This is a genomic window from Aeromonas sp. MTB, assembly GCF_056632455.1.
The window spans coordinates 4117773-4137757 of record NZ_CP147026.1; the positions used below are offsets into that span (position 1 = coordinate 4117773).

A 19985-nucleotide genomic window follows, 5' to 3' on the forward strand; every position below is an offset into this window, starting at 1 on the left:
CCAGCATCATGATTCATAACGCCCCCAGAAAATCGGTGAGCGGGCTGGAGGCTTGGGCCTGCAGGGCGCGGGCGCCGAGACCAGCTTCATAAGCGCTGCGCCCGGCGGTGCAGGCCAGCGCAAAGGCGCGGCCCATGGCGACCGGGTCGCCGCTCACCGCGATGGCGGTGTTGACCAGCACGGCATCGGCGCCCAGCTCAAAGGCGGCGGCCGCGTGGCTCGGCGCACCTATGCCCGCATCCACCACCACAGGCACATTGGCCTGCTCGACGATGATGGAGAGAAACTCCCGGGTCACCAGCCCCTGATTGGAACCGATGGGAGCGCCGAGTGGCATCACGGCGGCGCAGCCCACCTCTTCCAGCCGCTTGCAGAGCACCGGGTCGGCGCCGCAGTAGGGCAGCACCACAAAGCCCTCTTTCACCAGCAGCTCGGCGGCTTTGAGCGTCTCGATGGGATCGGGCAAGAGGTAACGAGGATCGGGGTGGATCTCCAGCTTCAGCCAGTTCGTCCCCAGCGCCTCGCGGGCGAGATGGGCGGCAAACACCGCCTCGGCGGCGGTCTTGGCGCCGGAGGTGTTGGGCAGCAGCTTGACCCCGAGTTGCAGCAAGGGGCTCAGGATATCGTCGTGGGCCTTGCCCGGTTCAAGCCGCTTGATGGCCATGGTGACAAGCTGGGAGCCACTCGCCTCGATGGCGGCGGCCATCAGTTCCGGTCGGGCAAACTTGCCGGTGCCGGTAAAGAGACGCGATGAGAAGGTGTGATCGGCAATTGTCAGCATGTCAGCCTCCTGCCACTGCGATAAGAAGAGATGAGGCCCCGCCGCAAGACAGAACGCTCGAAGATGGGACTGTGAGCATCATGGGTCAGCCTCCGGCAATGGCTGTAAAGAGGTGGAGTTCGTCCCCGTCATTGAGACGGGTCTCGGCCCAGCGGCCACGGGGCAACACGGCGCCGTTAAGGGCCACCGCCACACCCTTTGGATTAACGTCTTGCGCCGCCAGCAGGTCGGCCACGCTCTGCCCTGCCGTCAGTGGCTGGGCTTTATCGTTGAGTCGAATGGTCAAGGTCATGGGGTGATCTCCTTGTTCAAGCCGCAAACCGGGCAATCGGGGTCGGGAGCCAGAGTGAGGGTCTGCCACTGATGGGTCAAAGCATCGAAACGGCGCAGGGTGCTGGCGACCGGGCTCGGCATCCCGAGCAGCAGTTTCAGTGCCTCCAGCGCCTGCAAAGAGCCCATCACTCCGACCAGCGGGCCGGTGACGCCGCTGGTCTCGCAGCTCTGGGCGAGCTTGGTATCCAGCGGATAGAGGCAGGCGTAGCAGGCGTGATCGCTGCTGGTGCGCGCCATCAGCTGCCCCTGCCAACCCACCGCGGCGGCGGAGATCCAGGGCTTGCCCTGAGCCACGCAGGCGGCGTTGATGGCCTGGCGGGTGGCGAGGTTGTCGCAGCAGTCGATCACCAGATCTACCTCGGCCACAAACTCCGGCAGGCTGGCGGCATCGAGTCGCTGGTTGATGGCAATCAGCTCCACCAGCGGGTTGTGGGCGGCCAACCGCTCGCGGGCCAGCTCCGCCTTGGAGTGGTTGACCGCCTCGCTATCGAACAGGATCTGGCGCGGCAAGTTGCTGGAATCGACCGTATCGCCATCGGCCAGCCACAAGGTGCCCACCCCGGCGCCAGCCAGATAGAGGGCTAGCGGTGAGCCAAGCCCGCCCAAGCCCACGATCAGCACGGACTTATCTTTCAGCCGCGCCTGACCCGCCTCCCCCACTTCCGCCAGCATCAGCTGGCGGCCGTATCGCAGATACTCTTTGTCACTAAGAGAAGCGACATCAGAGCGCATGTTCTGCCTCCTGTATAACGGTGGCCGAGCGCGGCTCATCCCCCGCTCCCACGGCAGCGAGCAGCCGCTCGGTCGCCCCCTGCCAGTCATCGCTGGCAGTGATAGCCGAGACCAGCGCAATGCTGCCGACCCCACTCCCCTTGACCGCCGCCACCCGCTCCTCGCTGATACCACCGATGGCCACCGTCGGCCACTCCGCCATCAGGGCGCGGTAGCGGTGCAGCCGCACCAGCCCCTGCGGGCGCGAAGGCATCGCCTTGGTGTTGGTCGGGAAGATATGGCCGAGCGCCATATAGGAGGGGGCCAGCTCGCGGGCTCGCATCAGCTCGAAGTAGCCGTGGGTGGAGATGCCAAGGCGCAGCCCGGCCGCCTGAATAGCGGCGAGATCGGCGGTCTCCATATCCTCCTGCCCCAGATGCACGCCCCAGGCGCCCGCCTCGATGGCCTGCTGCCAGTAGTCGTTGATAAAGAGCCGCGCCCCATGGCGGCGACCGAGCTCTACCGCATCGCGAATGGCCGGTGCCACCTGAGCGGCGGGCAGATTCTTGATCCGCAGCTGGATGGTCTTGACCCCCAGCCCCAGCAGGCGACGCAGCCACTTGACCGAATCGACCACCGGATAGAGGCCGAGGTTGTGTTCGGTCGGCGCGAAGGGGCCCTGCGGCAGGCGGGCGCGGCTTGTTTCATACAATCCGAAGCGGCGATCGAGGGTTGAGCCTGCCAGCACGGCGCGAGGGAAGTGAGCCATCTCGGCGGGCCAGCCGAGATGGGCGATGGGCCCCGGGCCCGCGCCCACTCCCTGCGCTGCCGCCAGCCCCTGTTGCAGGTAGGCGCGAGCCAGTGTGATGGCGTCCTCTACCGGATAATCCTGCGCCACCACGGCGGCGATGGCGCTGGCGTAGCAGCAGCCGGTGCCGTGGCCGTGGCGGGTATTCAGGCGCGGCGCCGCCAGCCAGAATTCGCGGGTCTCGTCCTGGTAGTAGTCGAGGCAGAGCTCACCGCTCCAACCCAGATGGCCGCCCTTGACCAGCACGGCGCTGGCGCCGAGTTCGCGCAGCCGCTGGGCAGCGAAGCGCACCAGCACAGGGCTGGTCGCAGGAATGCCGGTCAGGGCTTCCAGTTCGGGGCCGTTGGGGGTGATGAGCGACAGACGTGGCAGCAGCTGTTCGCGCACCGCCTCCAGCATATTGGGCTCCGCCATCGGGGTGCCGCTGCTGGCGATGGCCACCGGATCGTAGACCACGAAGGGCGCCTCGATGGCCGCCAGTCGGCGGGCCAGCACCTCGACGTGAAGCCGAGTTGGCAGCAGGCCGATCTTGATGGCGGCGGGCGGCAAATCGACGCCGAGGGCGTCGATCTGGGCGGTGAAGGTCTGCATCAGTACTGGGTCAACCATCTTCACCGCCACCGAGTTCTGGGCGGTGATGGCGGAGATAACCGAACAGCCGTGCACGCCAAGGTCGTGCAATGTGTGCAAGTCGGCCTGAATGCCGGCGCCACCGCCGGAGTCTGAACCGGCGATGGTCCAGACAACCGGGCGGGAGTCGGTCACAGGCGGCAGATCGGCGGGGCTGACAGCCCCGCTTGCGCTGCTCACGCCTCCTCCCCTGCGGCCTGTTTCAGTGCCGCCGCCTGATGGTAGATCTCGCCACCGGTCTCCTTGAAGGTTTCCGCCATGCGGGCCATGCCGCTCTCCACCTGAGCCACTACCTGCTCCTGTTGGCCATCCATGCCGACCAGCTTGATCTCCACCGCTTCAAGCTTTGCGGCATAGTCACGCACGTCCTGAGTGATCTTCATGGAGCAGAACTTGGGCCCGCACATGGAGCAGAAGTGGGCCACCTTGCCGGACTCCTGCGGCAGGGTTTCGTCGTGGTAGGCGCGAGCGGTGTCGGGATCGAGCGCCAGATTGAACTGATCCTCCCAGCGGAACTCGAAGCGCGCCTTGGACATGGCGTTGTCGCGGATCTGGGCGCCCGGGTGACCCTTGGCCAGATCGGCGGCGTGGGCGGCGATCTTGTAGGTAATCAGCCCCTGCTTCACATCCTCCTTGTTGGGCAGCCCCAGATGCTCCTTGGGGGTGACGTAGCAGAGCATGGCACAGCCGTACCAGCCGATGAGCGCGGCGCCGATGCCGGAGGTGAAGTGATCGTAACCGGGCGCGATGTCGGTGGTGAGCGGGCCCAGCGTATAGAACGGCGCCTCGTGGCAGTGCTCCAGCTGCTCGGTCATGTTGCGCTCGATCATGTGCATGGGCACGTGGCCGGGGCCCTCTATCATCACCTGAACGTCATACTCCCACGCGATCTTGGTCAGCTCACCCAGGGTGCGCAGCTCGGCGAACTGAGCCTCGTCGTTGGCGTCATAGACTGAGCCCGGACGCAGACCGTCGCCCAGCGACAGCGCCACGTCATAAGCGGCGCAGATCTCGCAGATTTCGCGAAAGTGCTGGTAGAGGAAGTTCTCCTTGTGGTGGGAGAGGCACCACTTGGCCATGATGCTGCCGCCGCGCGACACGATGCCGGTGAGGCGCTTGGCGGTCATGGGCACGAAGCGCAGCAGGACGCCGGCATGGATGGTGAAGTAGTCCACCCCCTGCTCGGCCTGCTCCAGCAGGGTATCGCGGAACAGCTCCCAGGTGAGGTCTTCGGCGATGCCGTTGGTCTTCTCCAGCGCCTGATAGATGGGCACGGTACCGATGGGCACCGGGCTGTTGCGCAGGATCCACTCGCGGGTCTCGTGGATATAGCGGCCGGTGGAGAGATCCATCACGGTGTCGGCGCCCCAGCGGGTCGACCAGACCAGCTTCTCTACCTCCTCTTCGATGCTGGAGGTGACCGCCGAGTTGCCGATGTTGGCGTTGATCTTCACCAGAAAATTGCGGCCGATGATCATCGGCTCCGCTTCCGGGTGGTTGATGTTGCTGGGGATAATAGCGCGACCGGCGGCCACCTCATCGCGCACAAATTCGGGGGTGATGTTCTGGGGCAAACGGGCACCAAAATCGCGGCCCGGATGCTGGGTGCGCAGCAGTTCGGAGCGCACCCGCTCGCGCCCCATGTTCTCGCGAATGGCGATAAATTCCATCTCGGGGGTGACGATACCGGCGCGGGCGTAGTGGAGCTGGGTGACCCGGCGGCCCGGTTTGGCACGACGCGGTTTCGGCAGATGCTCGAAGCGCAGGTGATCCAGCCCCTCGTCGGCCAGCCGCTCCTGAGTGAAGGTGGAGCTGAGCCCCGGCAGTTCGTCGGTATCATCACGCTCCAGCACCCAGTTCTCCCGCAGGCGCGGCAGGCCGCGGCGCACGTCGATGGCGACCCCCTCCTCCCCGTAACGGCCCGAGGTGTCGTAGACCGGCACCGGCTCGTTGGGCTCGAACTGAGGAGCCTCTTTGGTGCCGCCGACGAAGGTGTCGGCCAGCTGGATCTCCCGCAGCGGGACACGGATATCGGCGCGGGAGCCTTCGATAAAGATGCGGCGGGAGTTGGGGTGAGCCATCCCCTTGAGGCTGTCGATAAAGGCCTGAGCGCTGGAACGCTGCTCGCGGCGGCTGGATTTGGCAGTATCAGATACAGAAGTAGACATAGCAAAACTCACATTAACTGGTTGAAGTTATGGGTATTTGCTTGTCTGGAGTTCGAGGAGAAGATGAACTTGCGGCGGGGTGTTTATCTCGGGAGGGAGTGCGTGCGGGATGGATCTCCGCGCCGCTGTACCGCCCCTTCCCGCTCTCTGCATGCTGTGGGCAAGGCGCCCCACGTGCTGGACAACCGGACGGGACAGACTCCCTCCTGTGCGCCCTGACCCATCAAGGGTGATCCCTTCGATGAGCGGAAGAGGCTTGTTCCTCCCCCGGCGCGGTAACCCGCAAGTTACCCTTGTTCCCTTCGCAGGTTTTAACCTGATCAGGTTCCACGGATCCCGAATTAACGGTCTCAGCTTCGCGTCGTTCGACGGTCAGCACTCCGACAAGATGGCGCCAGTATAAGGGGGAAAATTTAAAGCACAAGCCGTTAACAATCTGGCCAACACGCCTCTTTCAACAAATGAGTGAACGATGCTCGCTCACGGGGCCACCCCAAACAGAGGTCAAACCTGCGTTGGCATCACCTTGGCACACCACAGGTTCCCGCTGTGATCACTCAGGGACAAGAGGAGAAAAAGAGGGAAAATCGAGGGGCGCAGGGCAAGTGTATCGTCTTGCGCAGAACAGAAACAGGCCCCTATGAAAGGGGCCTGCGAGGGAGGTTATTGAACCGGAACTATGGTCAGGGATACATTGCCAAATCCTTCGTTGGCAAGGGCCTCCTGATCCAGATCCACACCAGTCAGAGCCACACCTTCAGCAGAGGCGTTACGCAACTGGGCAGAGGCCGCGGAACGAGTCTGGGGCTGACCGATTTCGATATCGCCGGCAAACTGGCTCTCGGCATAGAAGTCACCGGTCACCGCCGAACGGATCGGGCGCAGCACACGACCCAGGTTATTTTGCATGGTCGACAAACCATACTCGCTGATGGTCCAGTTCCAGTCCCACCACTTCACTTCACCCGGGATATAACGCTTGTCCCACTGGTAGCGGATGCTGCTCGCCTTGTCGCGGAACGGGCCGACGGCAAAGGTGTGCTCCCAGGTGGGGCGATTCTCCGGATGGGTATACCAGGCATTGCCGCCCCAACGCAGGAAGCCCTTCATGGTCAGGTCATAATTGACCTCGGCCTTGAACTCGTAGGGGTAGGAGATGTTGGACTTGTAGAGGGCAACCCGCACCGGCAGGCTGGAGTGAGGCGGCACCGTGGGGCGCGCTTCAACCGAGACGGTCTCGGTCGTCGAGCCTCCTTTCTGGGAAGCCCAGCTCTGGCTCGCAGCGATCTCGATAGCCAGTTCGGTTTCACCCACCAGCGGCCACTGAAACTTGTTCTTGGTGGTCACCTTCTCGCTCAGGCTGTAGGTATCGGTTTTCGACCAGTTGGTGGCCTTGTCGTACTTCAGGGTCACCACCACCTGCTGAGGCAGATCCGTGTAGTTGGTCGCATTGGCCGTGATGGTCTTGACCAGCTGCTTGCCGCTCTCGGTGACCTGACCATGGCTGAAGGAGTCGGGTTCCAGGGTATATGAGAAGTTGCTTACCTTGATGGAGCTCTTCTCCCCGCAACGATATCCGGAGCAACCGCCGTCATTATTTCCCTTTATCAGCCAGCCATCGCCAACCCGGGTAACATCCATATCTTCCCCGACATAGGGGCTATGATTTCCACCCACCCAGGCGTATCCCAAATAATGGGCGAGATAACTGACTGGCTTGATAAAATAATCATTGTCGTGGACAAGCCGCCATTGCACATCGACCTCATCACCCGCCGGAATATTCCAGTCAGAGAGTGTTGGTATTTCTCCGGAAACCGGTGAATTGGGATAACACCAGGTTTCTCCGGCAGTGCCCTGTTTGATTTCGCCATTATATCCCGACCCCATAATCACCCAGCGATCAGCCAGCCCGGTGATCTGCCACTGCCCCATGCGGCTGACCAGATTACCCTTGATACTCATGGCTTCATCACGGGTCAGAGGACGGTAACCACTGGCACAGACGCCCGTGCCAAGACCCGCCCACTTGACCTGATCAGGGTAGACAGGTTCAGCCGCCTGCACCTGAGCGAGCATCAATGAAGACGCCAAAAACGCCAGATTGGCGGTAATTATTCTATTCATCATTTATCCCTCTTTCAGACATACGATAATTGTTATTGTGTAGAAATATCCTTTTTCATTTGACAGGTATGGACTCCGACAAAACCTGACACAAATAAAATAAACCACCAAAAAACATCCATGACAAACAAAATAATGGTGGTATAAGAAAATAATTAGAGCGATGACTTTATTGAGGAATAAATCATAAATATTGTGGCAGCCATTATTTAATGGCTGCCACAATATGGTGAAACCATATTAAATAAGAAGATGCTGAATTACTCTTCCGGATTGATCACTTCAATTCCCTGCAATATTCCATCCGCCGAACGGATCAATACCAGCTCGCTCCCGGCATGCAGATCGGCGGCCGAACCGTTGACCCAGCGCACCTGCGGATTGAGTGGCACAGTGCCCAGAGTTGCCAGCGTGAGCTGCCGTTCATCGAAGGATTGCAGGCGATCTTGCGCCCGCTGCCAGGGCTGATTGGCCAGCGGGGCTCTGGCGGCCAGCAGCTCAATCCGGGTGGCAACGCCATCGGCCACCAGCAGGGCGAGCTGGTCGCCGGGTTTGAGTGGCTGTGGCCAAATCTCCCCCTGCCGCCAGACGGCGGCACTGCCCAGCTCCACCTCGGCCCCCTGAAATTGCAGGCGGATGCCGTCGCTGTACTCCAGCTCCACCAGCCACAATTCGTCGGCTCCCGCCTGCGCCGCCCAGAGCGGTACACCCAGCATCCATGCACACCACTTTCTCGATTGTTCCATCTTCGTTCGTCCCTGAACAAAAAGCCCATGCTGGACAAGCATGGGCTTCATTCGGGAGCATTTCTAATCGGAACGCAGAGATCGGATCAGTCATCCTCGCGGCAGCGGCTCAGACGCATGCCGTCAAACTTGCACTCCAGCTCGAGCCAGCGCCCTTCAAACGGCGCCAGACTGTTGTCCGAGGTGGTGTAGCCCCAGATCCGCCCCCCTTCCACCGGCCCCTCCAGATCCATTTCGTCCTTGTCATCTTCGTCGAGGGCCTCGACCTTGCGCACATAGCGCACGCCGTTCTCCACCACCCCCTTCATCTCGACCCAGGTACCGCCGAGGTCATCCTCGTTGAGCCAATCCTTGAAGCGAGTCTGGTCGTCGATCACGAACGGCATGCCGTTGACCATCAACTGGCCAAGCTGCCAGGTGGTGCGGCCGGTCAGTTTGAATTCGGTCGCCTGTGCGGTGCCAAGTGGCAACAAGATAAGCAGCAGGAGGGCGCAGAGAGACTTCTTCATCAGGGATCCTCGGGGTTACACTGGCAAACAGGATGCCGAATCCGGTGTGAAAAGAGCGTGAAACGCTCGCCAACCAGGAGAGCAAAGCATGAAGATTTTGGTAGTGGAAGACAATCCTCAGGTGGCGGAAACCATCATGGATTATCTGGAGCTGGCCGGTCACCGCCTCGATTGTGCCTATCACGGTCAGGCTGCGCTGCAACTGCTGGAGGATCAGCGTTTCGACGTCATCATCATGGATGTGATGATGCCGCGCCTCGATGGCCTCAGCACAGTGGCGCGCCTACGCGAGCAGGGGATTGCCACTCCCGTGCTGTTTCTCACCGCCCGCGACAGCCTGGAAGACAAGCTGGCGGGCTTCAAGGCGGGAGGGGATGACTATCTGGTCAAGCCGTTCGCCATGGAGGAGCTGGAGGTACGGCTGCAAGCTCTGAGTCTGCGTGGCCCGCGCGGCGATGTGGGGGCCATCAGCTTTGGCGATCTGACGGTCGATGTCGCCAGCGGCCGCGCCACCCGTGCCGGTGAGCCCCTCAAGCTCGGCAAGATCCCGTTCCGGATCCTCGCCCTGCTGGCCCGCCGCGCCCCCGCCATCGTCAGCCGTCAGGAGGTGCTCGACACCGTCTGGGGCGATGAGGAGCCCGACTCCGATGCCTTGCGCAGCCATATCTACGCCCTGCGCAACGCGCTCGACAAACCCTTCCCCACTCCCATGCTGGAGACCCTGCACGGCCAGGGCTACCGACTGGTGAGCGCATGAACCTGCCGAGCCTGCGCCGCCGCCTGATCATGGCGCTCGGCGGCGCCGGGGTGGTGCTGCTGATCCTGCTCTCCGGCCTGATGATGGTGGCCGAAGACAAGATGGAGGAGCTGAGCCTGCGCCACTGGCTGGAGGCGGAAGTGACCCGCTACAGCGATGACTGGCTGCGACTCGGCCCGGCTGCGGCAGCCCCGAGCCCCAGACAGTTCTCCAGCTACTGGACCGAGGCGGGCCGCCTGCCCAAGTGGCTGAAGCCCTATCAGACCCCCGGCTTTTTCGAGCACCAACTGGGCAAGGAGGACAAACACTTTCTGGTGGCCCGTCACCCCTCCGGCGAGGGACTGCTCTATCTGGTCTTCAACGACGACGCCGACGACTACCTCGACCCCTACGAAGACAAGCTGCATCTGGCGACCCGGCTGATCGGGGTGACCCTGCTGCTGGGCTGCCTCGGCTTCGGCATCTGGCTGGTGCGCCATATCACAGGGCCGCTGCAACGGCTGCAACAGAGGGTTGCCCACCTCACCCCGGATCAGGCGGATTTCGAACCCGACGCCCCTTGGCAGGAGCTGCGGGATATCGAGCTGGCACTGTTGGCCGGTAAACAGGAGGTGAGCGCGGTATTTGCCCGCGAGCAGGAGTTCAGTCGCTTCGCCAGCCACGAGCTGCGCACCCCCAACATGGTGATCCAGGGCTCGGCCGCCCTGCTTGGCAAGGTGACGGATCTGCCCGCGCCAGCGGCCCGCGCCACCACCCGCATCCGCGCCGCCGCCGACGAGATGGCGCTGCTCACCGAGACCTTCCTGCTGCTGGGCCGCAAGGAGGCAGTGGAGAGGCCACTGCAACAGGTGACCCCGCTGATCCGTCAGGAGCTGGCCCGCCTCACTCCGCTGTTGCAGCGGGAGGCACTCGATATCCGGCTTAATCTGGACGAGAACAGCGAAGTAAACGCCCCCCTCTCCCTGCTCGCCATCGCCCTCGGCAACCTGCTGAAAAATGCCCTGAGCTATGCAGAGGGACATATCGACATCGAGCTGTGCGGCCCGGTGCTCACCATCAGCAACCCGACGGCGGCGGCACCGGATCAGATCCTCGGCTACGGCTGTGGCCTCACCATCATCCAGCGCATCTGCGAGAAGCTGGGCTGGCAGATCGACACCCGGCTCGAGGATGGCGTATTTAGCGCCCGGCTGGCGATGATCACTGCCGAACAGTTCCCTCTCCCTTTGGGAGAGGGTTAGGGTGAGGGCGCAGTGGCACCGCCAACCCACCAGCCAGATAGCAACAAGGCGCCCGAGGGCGCCCTGTTGCTATCTGGCTACTGCAAGCCCGCGGCTCACTCCGCCGGTTTGTTCTTGCGGCTCGCCTTGAGTTCGAGAAACTCGATGATCTTGCCGGCCACATCCTTGCCGGAGGCGGCTTCCACCCCTTGCAGGCCGGGGGAGGAGTTGACCTCCAGCACCAGCGGGCCACGGGCGCTACGCAGGATATCGACCCCCGCCACATCCAGCCCCATGATCTTGGCGGCCTGCACGGCGGTCGCCCGCTCTTCCGGGGTGATCTTGATCGCCTCGGCGGTGCCGCCACGGTGCAGGTTGGAGCGAAACTCCCCCGGCTGGGCCTGACGGCGCATGGCCGCAACCACCTTGCCGTTGACCACCAGACAGCGGATATCGGCGCCATTGGCCTCGCGAATATACTCCTGCACCAGAATGTTGTTGTTGGTCTGGATAAAGGCCTCGATCACGCTCTCGGCGGCCTTCTGAGTCTCGCAGAGCACCACGCCAATCCCCTGGGTTCCCTCCAGCAGTTTCACCACCAGCGGCGCCCCGCCCACCATGGTGATGAGGTCGGGCACGTCGTGGGTGCTGTGGGCATAGCCGGTGATGGGCAGGCCGATGCCGTGGCGGGAGAGCAACTGCATCGCCCGCAGCTTGTCGCGGGAACGGCTGATGGCCACCGAGCTGTTGAGGGCCATGGTGTTCATCATCTCGAACTGGCGCAGCACGGCGGTGCCGTAGGCGGTAATGCTGGCCCCGATCCGCGGGATCACGGCGTCATAACTTCCCAGCTCCCCACCCTCGTAGTGAATGGAGGGGTTGTGGGAAGCGATATTCATATAGCAGCGCAGGGTGTCGAGCACCTCTACCTGATGGCCGCGCGCCTGTGCCACCTCGACCAGACGGCGGGTGGAGTAGTTTTTCGGCTCACGGGATAAAATGGCGATCTTCATGACAATTCCGCTAGAAGGCTGTGCCTGGGCAGGATGGGGCGGGAGAGTATAAGGTGCCACAGCGCCAAGACAACGCCAATTGTTTATCCTGACAACAAGACAAACCACACCAAACCGCACGCTACCACATCACTGTGACCAACAGGTTAAACGGCGGCTCTGCGCAGGTTGTTCAACCCGTGCAAGGATGCCGCCGTTTCTCGTTAAAGATCAACCGGTGTCACGCGGGAGTCAGCTCAGGTTTGGCCCCAACCAGCGCTCGGCCTCTGCCAGCGTCATCCCCTTGCGAACGGCGTAATCTTCCACCTGATCTTGCTGGATCTGCGCCACCGCGAAGTATTTGCTCTCGGGATGAGAGAAGTACCAACCCGATACCGCCGCCCCCGGCCACATGGCGTAGGATTCGGTGAGCTGCATGCCGATAGCCTGCTCCACCTTTAGCAGTTCCCAGATGCTCCCCTTCTCGGTGTGCTCCGGGCAGGCCGGATAACCGGGGGCCGGGCGGATACCCTGATAGTTCTCGCGAATGAGCTCCTCGTTGCTGAGGGCCTCGTCGGGAGCATAACCCCAATGTACCTTGCGCACCTGTTCGTGCAGATACTCGGCAAAGGCTTCGGCCAGACGGTCGCACACCGCCTGAATAAGGATGGCGTTGTAGTCATCGTGCTGCGCCTTGTAGGCCTTGGCGATGGCCTCCTCACCGATACCGCCGGTCACCGCGAAGGCACCGATCCAGTCGGGTTTGCCGCTCTCTTTCGGCGCCACATAGTCCGCCAGACAGTAGTTGGGGAAGCCCTGCTTCTCGCTCTGCTGGCGCAGGTGGTGCAGCACCTTGATGACCTCGGTGCGCGACTCGTCGCTGTAGACCTCGATGCTGTCCCCTACCGCGTTGGCCGGGAACAGGCCGATCACCCCGGCGCAGCGCACGCTCTGATCCTTTTCCAGCTGGTCCAGCATGGCGTTGGCATCGGCAAACAACTTGGTCGCTTCCTCGCCAATGATCTCGTCCTCGAGGATGCGCGGATACTTGCCCGCCAGCTCCCAGCTGAGGAAGAACGGCGTCCAGTCGATGTAGGGGCGCAGCACCGAAATGGCCACATCTTCGAACTTCTGCACCCCGAGCTCGCGGGGCTTCGGCGGCTGATAGCCAACCCAGTCCAGCTGATGCCGGTTGGCGCGGGCATGAGCCAGACTGACCGGGCGGGAGCGCGGCTGCTTGCGGGCATGCTGATCCCGGGCGATCTCGTACTCCTTGTCGATGCGGGCGACAAACGCCTCCTTGAGATCCGGACTAAGCAGGCTCTGGGCCACCCCTACCGCGCGGGAGGCGTTGGAGACATAGACCACAGGCTCCGAGTAGTTCTGCTCGATCTTGACCGCAGTGTGCGCCTTGGAGGTGGTGGCACCGCCGATCAAGAGCGGCAGCTTGAAGCCCTGACGCTCCATCTCCTTGGCCACGTGCACCATCTCGTCCAGCGATGGGGTAATGAGACCCGACAACCCGATGATATCGGCGCCGACCTCCCGCGCAGTCTTGAGAATGGTCTCGCAGGAGACCATAACCCCGAGGTCGACAATCTCGAAGTTGTTGCACTGCAGCACCACCCCGACGATGTTCTTGCCGATGTCGTGCACGTCCCCTTTCACGGTCGCCAACACGATTTTGCCATTGCTGGAGCCGCCCGATTTTTCCGCCTCGATATAGGGCTGCAGATAGGCCACCGCCCGCTTCATCACCCGCGCCGACTTCACCACCTGCGGCAGGAACATCTTGCCCGCACCGAACAGGTCGCCGACCACGTTCATGCCATCCATCAGCGGCCCTTCGATGACGTGCAGCGGCTTCTCGGCACCAGCGCGTGCCTCTTCGGTATCCTCTTCGATAAAGTCGGTGATCCCCTTGACCAGCGCGTGCTCCAGCCGCTTGCCCACCGGCCAGCTGCGCCACTCCTGATCCCGCGGATCCTCAGCCTGGGCACCGGCACCACGATACTTCTCGGCGATGGCCAGCAGCTCCTCGGTGGCGTTGTCATTGAGGTTGAGCACCACCGCCTCGACCTTCTCTTTCAGCTCCATCGGAATGTCTTCATAGATGGCGAGCTGACCGGCGTTGACGATCCCCATATCCATGCCGTTCTTGATGGCGTGGTAGAGGAAAACCGCGTGAATGGCTTCGCGCACCGGCTCGTTGCCACGAAACGAAAACGAGACGTTGGAGACGCCGCCGGAGATCATGGCGTGGGGCAGGTGCGTTTTGATGTCCTTCACCGCCTCGATGAAGTCCACCGCGTAGTTGTTGTGCTCGTCGATGCCGGTCGCTACCGCGAAGATATTGGGGTCGAAGATGATGTCTTCCGGCGGGAAACCGACCTGATCCACCAGGATCCGGTAGGCACGCTGGCAGATCTCGAACTTGCGGGCGCGGGTATCGGCCTGCCCCGCTTCATCGAACGCCATCACGATGACGGCGGCGCCGTAGCGGCGCAGCAATCTGGCCTGTTGGATGAACTTCTCCTCCCCCTCTTTCATGGAGATGGAGTTGACCACCGGCTTGCCCTGCACGCACTTGAGGCCCGCTTCCAGCACCTCCCACTTGGAGGAGTCGATCATCACAGGCACCCTGGCGATGTCCGGCTCACCGGCGATGAGGTTGAGGAAGCGCACCATGGCCGCTTCGGCGTCCAGCATCCCCTCGTCCATGTTGATGTCGATGATCTGGGCGCCGTTCTCCACCTGCTGCTTGGCAACGTCGAGCGCCTCGTCGTAAAGCCCCTCCTTGATCAGCCGCTTGAACTTGGCCGAACCGGTAACGTTGGTGCGCTCCCCCACGTTCACGAACATGGACTCGGGGGTGATGATCAGCGGCTCAAGGCCCGACAGACGACAGGCCACCGGCAGCTCGGGCAGCACACGCGGCTTGATGCCCGCCACGGCGTCCGCCATGGCGCGGATATGGGTAGGGGTGGTGCCGCAGCAGCCGCCTACCAGGTTGAGGAAGCCGCTTTGGGCCCACTCGCGAATATGCTCTGCCATCTCACCCGCATCGAGGTCGTACTCGCCAAACGCATTGGGCAGACCCGCGTTGGGGTGGGCACTGACGTAGGATTCGCTGATGCGAGACAGCTCCTCCACATACTGACGAAGCTCGTCAGGGCCAAGCGCACAGTTGAGGCCGAAGGAGACCGGTTTGACGTGGCGCAGCGAGTGGTAGAAGGCTTCGGTGGTCTGGCCCGAGAGGGTACGACCAGAGGCATCGGTAATGGTGCCGGAGATCATCACCGGCAGGCTGTAGCCCAGCGCCTCGAACACCCCTTCCACCGCGAAGGCGGCCGCCTTGGCGTTGAGGGTATCGAAGATGGTTTCGATCAGGATGATATCGGCGCCGCCCTCGATCAGGGCATGGGTCGATTCGGTGTAGGCGGCCACCAGCTGGTCATAGGTGACGTTGCGCTTGCCGGGATCGTTCACATCCGGCGAGATGGAGGCGGTGCGGTTGGTGGGGCCCAACACCCCTGCGACGAAACGCGGCTTGGCGGGATCTTTTGCCGTCCACTCGTCTGCCACGGCGCGGGCCAGACGAGCGGCTTCACGGTTGATCTCGGCCGAGAATTCTTCCATCTCGTAATCGGCCATGGCGATGCGAGTGGCGTTGAAGGTGTTGGTCTCGAGAATGTCGGCCCCGGCAGCGCAATACTGCTCGTGGATCTCGCGGATCACCGCCGGACGGGTCAGCACCAGCAGATCGTTGTTGCCCTTGATGTCGGTATGCCAGTCGGCAAACCGCTCACCCCGATAATCTGCCTCCCCCAGCTTGTAGCCCTGGATCATGGTGCCCATGGCCCCGTCGATGATCAGGATCCGCTCCCTGAGGCAGGCTTCCAGCTTCTTTGTTACGTCCGACTGCTTGCTCGGCTCTCTGCTCGACATTACGTTCGACACCGCGTGTTCCTCTTACATCCATGCAACTGCGTAGACAGCATCCTAACAGCAAACAAATAAAATGGAAATCTAGCCGTCTATCAGTCCAAATGCACCACCATATACTCATTTATGGGTAATGAGTAACATAGGGCCCGAGAGTAACCTATGCCCGTCCTGCATAGGGATACGTGCTTGCTGTCTACCAACGAGAAAAAAATAACTATGAGCGTCTACTACACACTCTGTTTTCTGGCAGCGTTGGCGATTTTTATCGCCTTTGCCAACCAGTATGTTGTGAAGATCCAGACCACCATCGCCATTACTGCGGGCTCCATGCTGATCTCCGCACTGCTGGTGCTGTTTGGCAAACTGGGTTGGTTCAATCTGGAACCTCTTGCCGTCAAGACCATGGAGAGCATCGACTTCCAGAACTTCCTGCTGAAGGGGATTCTGGGCTTCCTGCTGTTCGCCGGTGGCCTCGGCATCAACCTCAAGGCGCTGCGTAGCCAGAAGTGGGAGATCACCATTCTGGCCATCATTGCCACCCTGCTCTCCACCTTCCTCATCGGCTACGGCTTCTGGTTTATCGCCAAGCTGCTGGGCTGGGAGTTGCCGCTGGTCTACTGCATGCTGTTCGGCGCGCTGATCTCCCCCACTGACCCGATTGCCGTACTGGCCATCGTCAAGAAGATGAAAGCGCCACCCCAGATCGCCATCCAGATCGAAGGGGAATCCCTGTTCAACGATGGTGTTGGCCTCGTCATCTTCGCTACCGTGTTTGCCGTCGCCTTTGGCGGTGTCGAGCCCACCTTCGGTAGCGTGGCCGGCCTGTTCCTGCACGAAGCCCTCGGTGGCATCCTGTTCGGCGCCGTGCTGGGCCTCATCGCCCACGTGATGATCAGCGCCACCGATGACGGTTCATTGGAGCTGCTGCTGACCCTCTGCATCCCGACCGCCGGTTTTGCCTTTGCTAACATGATCGGCGTCTCTGGCGCACTGGCCATGGTGGTCACCGGCATCATGATCGGCAACTGGACACGTCACTCCGGCTTCTCCGAGCAGAGCAGCCATCACCTGGATCACTTCTGGGAGTTGATGGACCAGTTCCTCAACGCCCTGCTGTTCCTGCTGATCGGTCTGGCGCTGGTACTGCTGGATCTCGCCTGGCGTGACTGGATCCTGCTGGTCATTGCGGTGCCGCTCTGCCTGGGCGCCCGCTTTATCAGCGTGTCGCTGCCCTATGTGGCTTTCCGCCGATTCCGCAATTACAACACCTTCTCGGTGCGGATCCTCACCTGGGGTGGCCTGCGCGGTGGTCTGGCCATGGCGATGGCACTGGCACTCCCCTCCGGCGTCATGATGATCCCGGAACATGGCGTCGACCTGCGTCAGGTCATCCTGGTGATGACCTACTCGGTGGTGATGTTCTCCATCGTGGTGCAAGGCATGACCATCACCCCGATGATCACGGCTGCCAAGAAGGCCTGTGGCGACTACTGAGTCGGCCCACTGTGCTGATTGCAGAGTGAGAGAGGGCTCCCGTCGGGAGCCCTCTTTTTATGGCGGATAGCGGCGGATATTTGCTGCTGATAGCACCTTGATTACACAGAGGAAAAGCGTACTGACTTTAACATCGGCAAATTATTGTTTGCTTTTTATTCATTTCGAGGAGAGAATGCGCGTCGGCTAGTTAATCAGCCCTGTTTATGTTTACCCTGCAATGCTTCACCTCACGATGAATCCTGCCAGTACCCGCATAACCTTCTTCTGATTTACTCGCCTTGAGAACCGTCAGGCTGTCTGCCTGCGTTGCCCGGCTCTCACGGTGCAGACCCGATCTGCCCACCCAATTTGATTTATGCATCAGCATATTCCTTGAAAGTGCAGACGCCCCTTAACCGGGCTGGGTATTCCTGCGCGCTTGTCGTTCACCCAATCGACCGCGCCCATTGACCTGACATTTGCCAATACAAGGAGCAAACACCTAATTGATATAGAGAAATACCATGATGAAAGCAGTACAAACACACAAGCCCCTGCGTCGCAGCAAGCCCATCAACCTGCCTGTGCAAGAGCACGACAATGATGCGTTCCTGATCCAGTTCAGCACCCGCTTCAGCGGCGGTTTCGCCATCTCCTGTGATGGTATCGCTGGCGAGTTCTCCATCGAAGACCTCAACTGATCCTGCCTGCCCTCCGGCAGCGCCCGATGCAGACAGGCCGCAACTCACGGCGGCCTCTTTGCTTCTCTCACGCCTTTAGCCAGACCCGGCCTCTTGCTTGTCACTCAGCCTGACAGCTACCTCGCCATTCGCTTTTCAGCTCTCTGACCTTGATCACTGCTCCAGCAGCAGGCACTCATCAGTATCTTCGCTCAACTTGACCAGTCGACTGCGCACCAGCCCCAGCTTGGCCAACAGGCCGATGGATCGCTCGTTGCCCGGAGTGACGATGGCAACTACCTGCCCGATCCCCAACCGGCTTTTGCCATCGGCAAGGGCGGCCTGCGCCGCTTCAATGGCGTAGCCCTGACCGCGATATTGCGGCAGGAAGGCATAACCGATATCGACCTGCTCCAGGGTATCTCGCTTGATCAGGCCGCAGATACCGAGGCTGACACCGTCCTCCTTGCGCTCCACCAGATAGAGCCCGTGACCATAACGGGCATAGCTAACCGCCGGCCCCTGCTGGATATACTCCTGCGCCTGTTCGAGGGTGCGAATGCCACGATCACCGATGTAACGATAAAAGTCGCCGTCATTGAGCAGCTCAAGGATGAAGGGGGCGTCGGTGGCGATCATTTCGCGCAGGATCAGGCGGGAGGAGGCAATCATGGCAAGGGCTCTCAAACGGAAAGTGAAGGGCAAAGAGTGCCCCGTCACTCCCGGGCTGGCAAGCCTGTGGCACCATCGGCCATGAAAAAGGGGCCATGTTGGCCCCTGATGAGATGGGATAAACGGGCTCAGGCAGCCAGCAACCCGGCGTAGCCATTACCCTGCTCGCGCAGCGCAGTGAACTGGGCAGCACAATCGGCCCAGCTCAACCCCAGCGCATCTGCCACCTTGTGGGGCCACTCGGGTGGCGCCTCTTCCCCCACATCGGATTGCGCAGCCAGCACGATCGCCAGATGGATCAACCCGGCCTCGGGAGAGAACTCCTTGGCCAGCATGGGGTTGTAGTGATACTCCACCGCATTGCTGATGGTCTCGGGGAACTTCCAGTAACGTGCCATGGCCGCCCCGACCTGGGCATAGTTGAAGCCGACCACCAGCTCTTCCGCCTTGGCCCGTCCCTTGTGCAACTCCAGATCGTGAATGTGGTGAACTGTGTTTTCCGGCAGGCCCACATGCATCACCAGTCGGCCAAGATCGTAGAGCAGGGCGCAGGTAAAAACCTCATCTCCCTTCATCCCCTTCTTCACCGCCAGACGACGGGCCAGCTCAGCCACGTTGAAAACGCAGCCCCAGAAATGTTTGAGGTCAATGCCGGGCACCGCAGTGACCGATTCGGTGAGCCCGCAGGCCAGCACCATGTTGCGCACCATCGCCAACCCCAGCCGCACCGCGGCTTCATTGACGGTGCCGATCTGACGACTGCTGCCGAATTTGGCCGAGTTGGCCAACCGCAGCAACTTGGCGGAGATGACAGGGTCCTTGTTGATCAACTTGCTGATCTTGAGCAGATCCGGATCCTTTTCATTGAAGGTCTGGATCAAATCGCGCATCACTTCCGGGATCTGGGGCAGTAGCTTGGGCTCGGCCAGCAGGGAATCTATCGTGGGCATAGGCGTGTCCATCCATGTTATCTGTGTTCCAACCTGTTTGCCTTGGCAAACTCCTCCTAATTATGGGTAACAAATGGCCTCCCCATCGGATTGTTTATTCGCAGGCTGTTCAAGGTGTTAGCCCCATTCAGGCTATACTGGCCGCCACATTCACTGTTGCGGATATCCCATGAACGACACTCAGGAATTTTTTGATGAAGACGCGCTGCTGGAGATGGTGGAGAACCAGCTCAACGACGGTCACCCTCCCCATGTGAAGGCGACCCTGATGCGGCTGGTGATGAAGGGCACCCCGCGGGAAGAGGCGCTGCAATATATCGCCTGCGCCCTCGGTGCCGAGCTGATGGCGATGGAGGCAGATCAGGGCCCCTTCAATCTGACCCGTTACGGCGAGTTCCTCGACAGCCTGCCCGAGATGCCGTGGGCAGACGACTGACCCGAGCTGGATGACGGATGCAAAAAGGGCGGGTGCCAATG

General features: G+C 61.4%; 17 protein-coding genes and 1 riboswitch. Of the genes, 5 read left to right on the forward strand and 12 right to left on the reverse strand.

Annotated elements, in window-relative coordinates:
* Positions 1 to 13 precede the first annotated feature (13 nt).
* The 8 genes from WBR25_RS18845 to WBR25_RS18880 form a co-directional block, all read right to left on the reverse strand.
* On the reverse strand, positions 14 to 781 hold the full coding sequence (locus WBR25_RS18845) for a thiazole synthase (RefSeq protein ID WP_479748921.1): 768 nt from the start codon (positions 779 to 781) through the stop codon (positions 14 to 16).
* An 85-nt stretch (positions 782 to 866) separates the two neighbouring features.
* On the reverse strand, positions 867 to 1073 hold the full coding sequence (gene thiS, locus WBR25_RS18850) for a sulfur carrier protein ThiS (RefSeq protein WP_479748923.1): 207 nt from the start codon (positions 1071 to 1073) through the stop codon (positions 867 to 869).
* Positions 1070 to 1846: a HesA/MoeB/ThiF family protein gene (locus tag WBR25_RS18855; RefSeq protein ID WP_479748925.1), complete on the reverse strand. Its 777-nt coding sequence runs from the start codon at positions 1844 to 1846 to the stop codon at positions 1070 to 1072. Before WBR25_RS18855 ends, thiS begins: the two co-directional genes overlap by 4 nt.
* Positions 1836 to 3443, reverse strand: coding sequence for a thiamine phosphate synthase (thiE, locus tag WBR25_RS18860; protein WP_479748927.1), 1608 nt, complete (start codon positions 3441 to 3443; stop codon positions 1836 to 1838). The genes WBR25_RS18855 and thiE overlap by 11 nt, the downstream gene beginning before the upstream one ends.
* Entirely contained in the window at positions 3440 to 5431 is a 1992-nt protein-coding gene (thiC, locus tag WBR25_RS18865; protein WP_330847676.1) for a phosphomethylpyrimidine synthase ThiC, read from the reverse strand. The genes thiE and thiC overlap by 4 nt, the downstream gene beginning before the upstream one ends.
* Before the next feature lie 280 nt (positions 5432 to 5711).
* Positions 5712 to 5824: riboswitch (TPP riboswitch) on the reverse strand.
* Between the two features lie 270 nt (positions 5825 to 6094).
* Positions 6095 to 7558: an aerolysin AerA gene (gene aerA, locus WBR25_RS18870; protein WP_479749920.1), complete on the reverse strand. Its 1464-nt coding sequence runs from the start codon at positions 7556 to 7558 to the stop codon at positions 6095 to 6097.
* Between the two features lie 260 nt (positions 7559 to 7818).
* Entirely contained in the window at positions 7819 to 8304 is a 486-nt protein-coding gene (locus tag WBR25_RS18875; protein WP_103251105.1) for a hypothetical protein, read from the reverse strand.
* An 86-nt stretch (positions 8305 to 8390) separates the two neighbouring features.
* Complete coding sequence (locus tag WBR25_RS18880; protein WP_005340092.1) at positions 8391 to 8813, reverse strand: hypothetical protein; 423 nt, start codon at positions 8811 to 8813, stop codon at positions 8391 to 8393.
* A gap of 88 nt (positions 8814 to 8901) precedes the next feature.
* On the opposite strand from WBR25_RS18880, the gene WBR25_RS18885 reads away from it, so the two are divergent.
* Both WBR25_RS18885 and WBR25_RS18890 read left to right on the forward strand, forming a co-directional pair.
* On the forward strand, positions 8902 to 9570 hold the full coding sequence (locus WBR25_RS18885) for a response regulator transcription factor (RefSeq protein ID WP_047434725.1): 669 nt from the start codon (positions 8902 to 8904) through the stop codon (positions 9568 to 9570).
* Positions 9567 to 10811 carry a sensor histidine kinase gene (locus WBR25_RS18890; protein ID WP_479748929.1) on the forward strand — a complete coding sequence of 415 codons (1245 nt, stop codon included), beginning with the start codon at positions 9567 to 9569 and terminating at the stop codon, positions 10809 to 10811. The genes WBR25_RS18885 and WBR25_RS18890 overlap by 4 nt, the downstream gene beginning before the upstream one ends.
* 95 nt (positions 10812 to 10906) lie before the next feature.
* Here the strand turns inward: WBR25_RS18890 and rimK are convergent, their stop codons facing one another.
* Together rimK and metH are read right to left on the reverse strand one after the other, a co-directional pair.
* Positions 10907 to 11803 carry a 30S ribosomal protein S6--L-glutamate ligase gene (rimK, locus tag WBR25_RS18895; protein WP_005340088.1) on the reverse strand — a complete coding sequence of 299 codons (897 nt, stop codon included), beginning with the start codon at positions 11801 to 11803 and terminating at the stop codon, positions 10907 to 10909.
* 231 nt (positions 11804 to 12034) lie between these two features.
* On the reverse strand, positions 12035 to 15730 hold the full coding sequence (gene metH, locus WBR25_RS18900; RefSeq protein ID WP_479748931.1) for a methionine synthase: 3696 nt from the start codon (positions 15728 to 15730) through the stop codon (positions 12035 to 12037).
* 216 nt (positions 15731 to 15946) lie between these two features.
* Here metH and WBR25_RS18905 point away from each other — a divergent pair, with 216 nt between their 5' ends.
* Together WBR25_RS18905 and WBR25_RS18910 are read left to right on the forward strand one after the other, a co-directional pair.
* The gene (locus tag WBR25_RS18905) at positions 15947 to 17224 is read left to right on the forward strand and encodes a cation:proton antiporter (protein WP_021231596.1); all 1278 of its coding nucleotides are present in this window, start codon (positions 15947 to 15949) and stop codon (positions 17222 to 17224) included.
* Between the two features lie 506 nt (positions 17225 to 17730).
* Positions 17731 to 17907 (forward strand): hypothetical protein, encoded by a 177-nt coding sequence (locus WBR25_RS18910; protein WP_005340085.1) that lies wholly within the window; start codon positions 17731 to 17733, stop codon positions 17905 to 17907.
* 153 nt (positions 17908 to 18060) lie between these two features.
* On the opposite strand, the gene WBR25_RS18915 is transcribed toward WBR25_RS18910, so the two are convergent.
* Both WBR25_RS18915 and WBR25_RS18920 read right to left on the reverse strand, forming a co-directional pair.
* On the reverse strand, positions 18061 to 18558 hold the full coding sequence (locus WBR25_RS18915) for a GNAT family N-acetyltransferase (protein ID WP_479748932.1): 498 nt from the start codon (positions 18556 to 18558) through the stop codon (positions 18061 to 18063).
* Positions 18559 to 18686: 128 nt separating this feature from the next.
* Entirely contained in the window at positions 18687 to 19508 is an 822-nt protein-coding gene (locus WBR25_RS18920) for an HDOD domain-containing protein (protein WP_019446506.1), read from the reverse strand.
* A gap of 169 nt (positions 19509 to 19677) precedes the next feature.
* Between WBR25_RS18920 and WBR25_RS18925 the strand changes: the two genes are divergently transcribed.
* The gene (locus tag WBR25_RS18925; protein ID WP_005348674.1) at positions 19678 to 19944 is read left to right on the forward strand and encodes a hypothetical protein; all 267 of its coding nucleotides are present in this window, start codon (positions 19678 to 19680) and stop codon (positions 19942 to 19944) included.
* Positions 19945 to 19985: the final 41 nt, after the last annotated feature.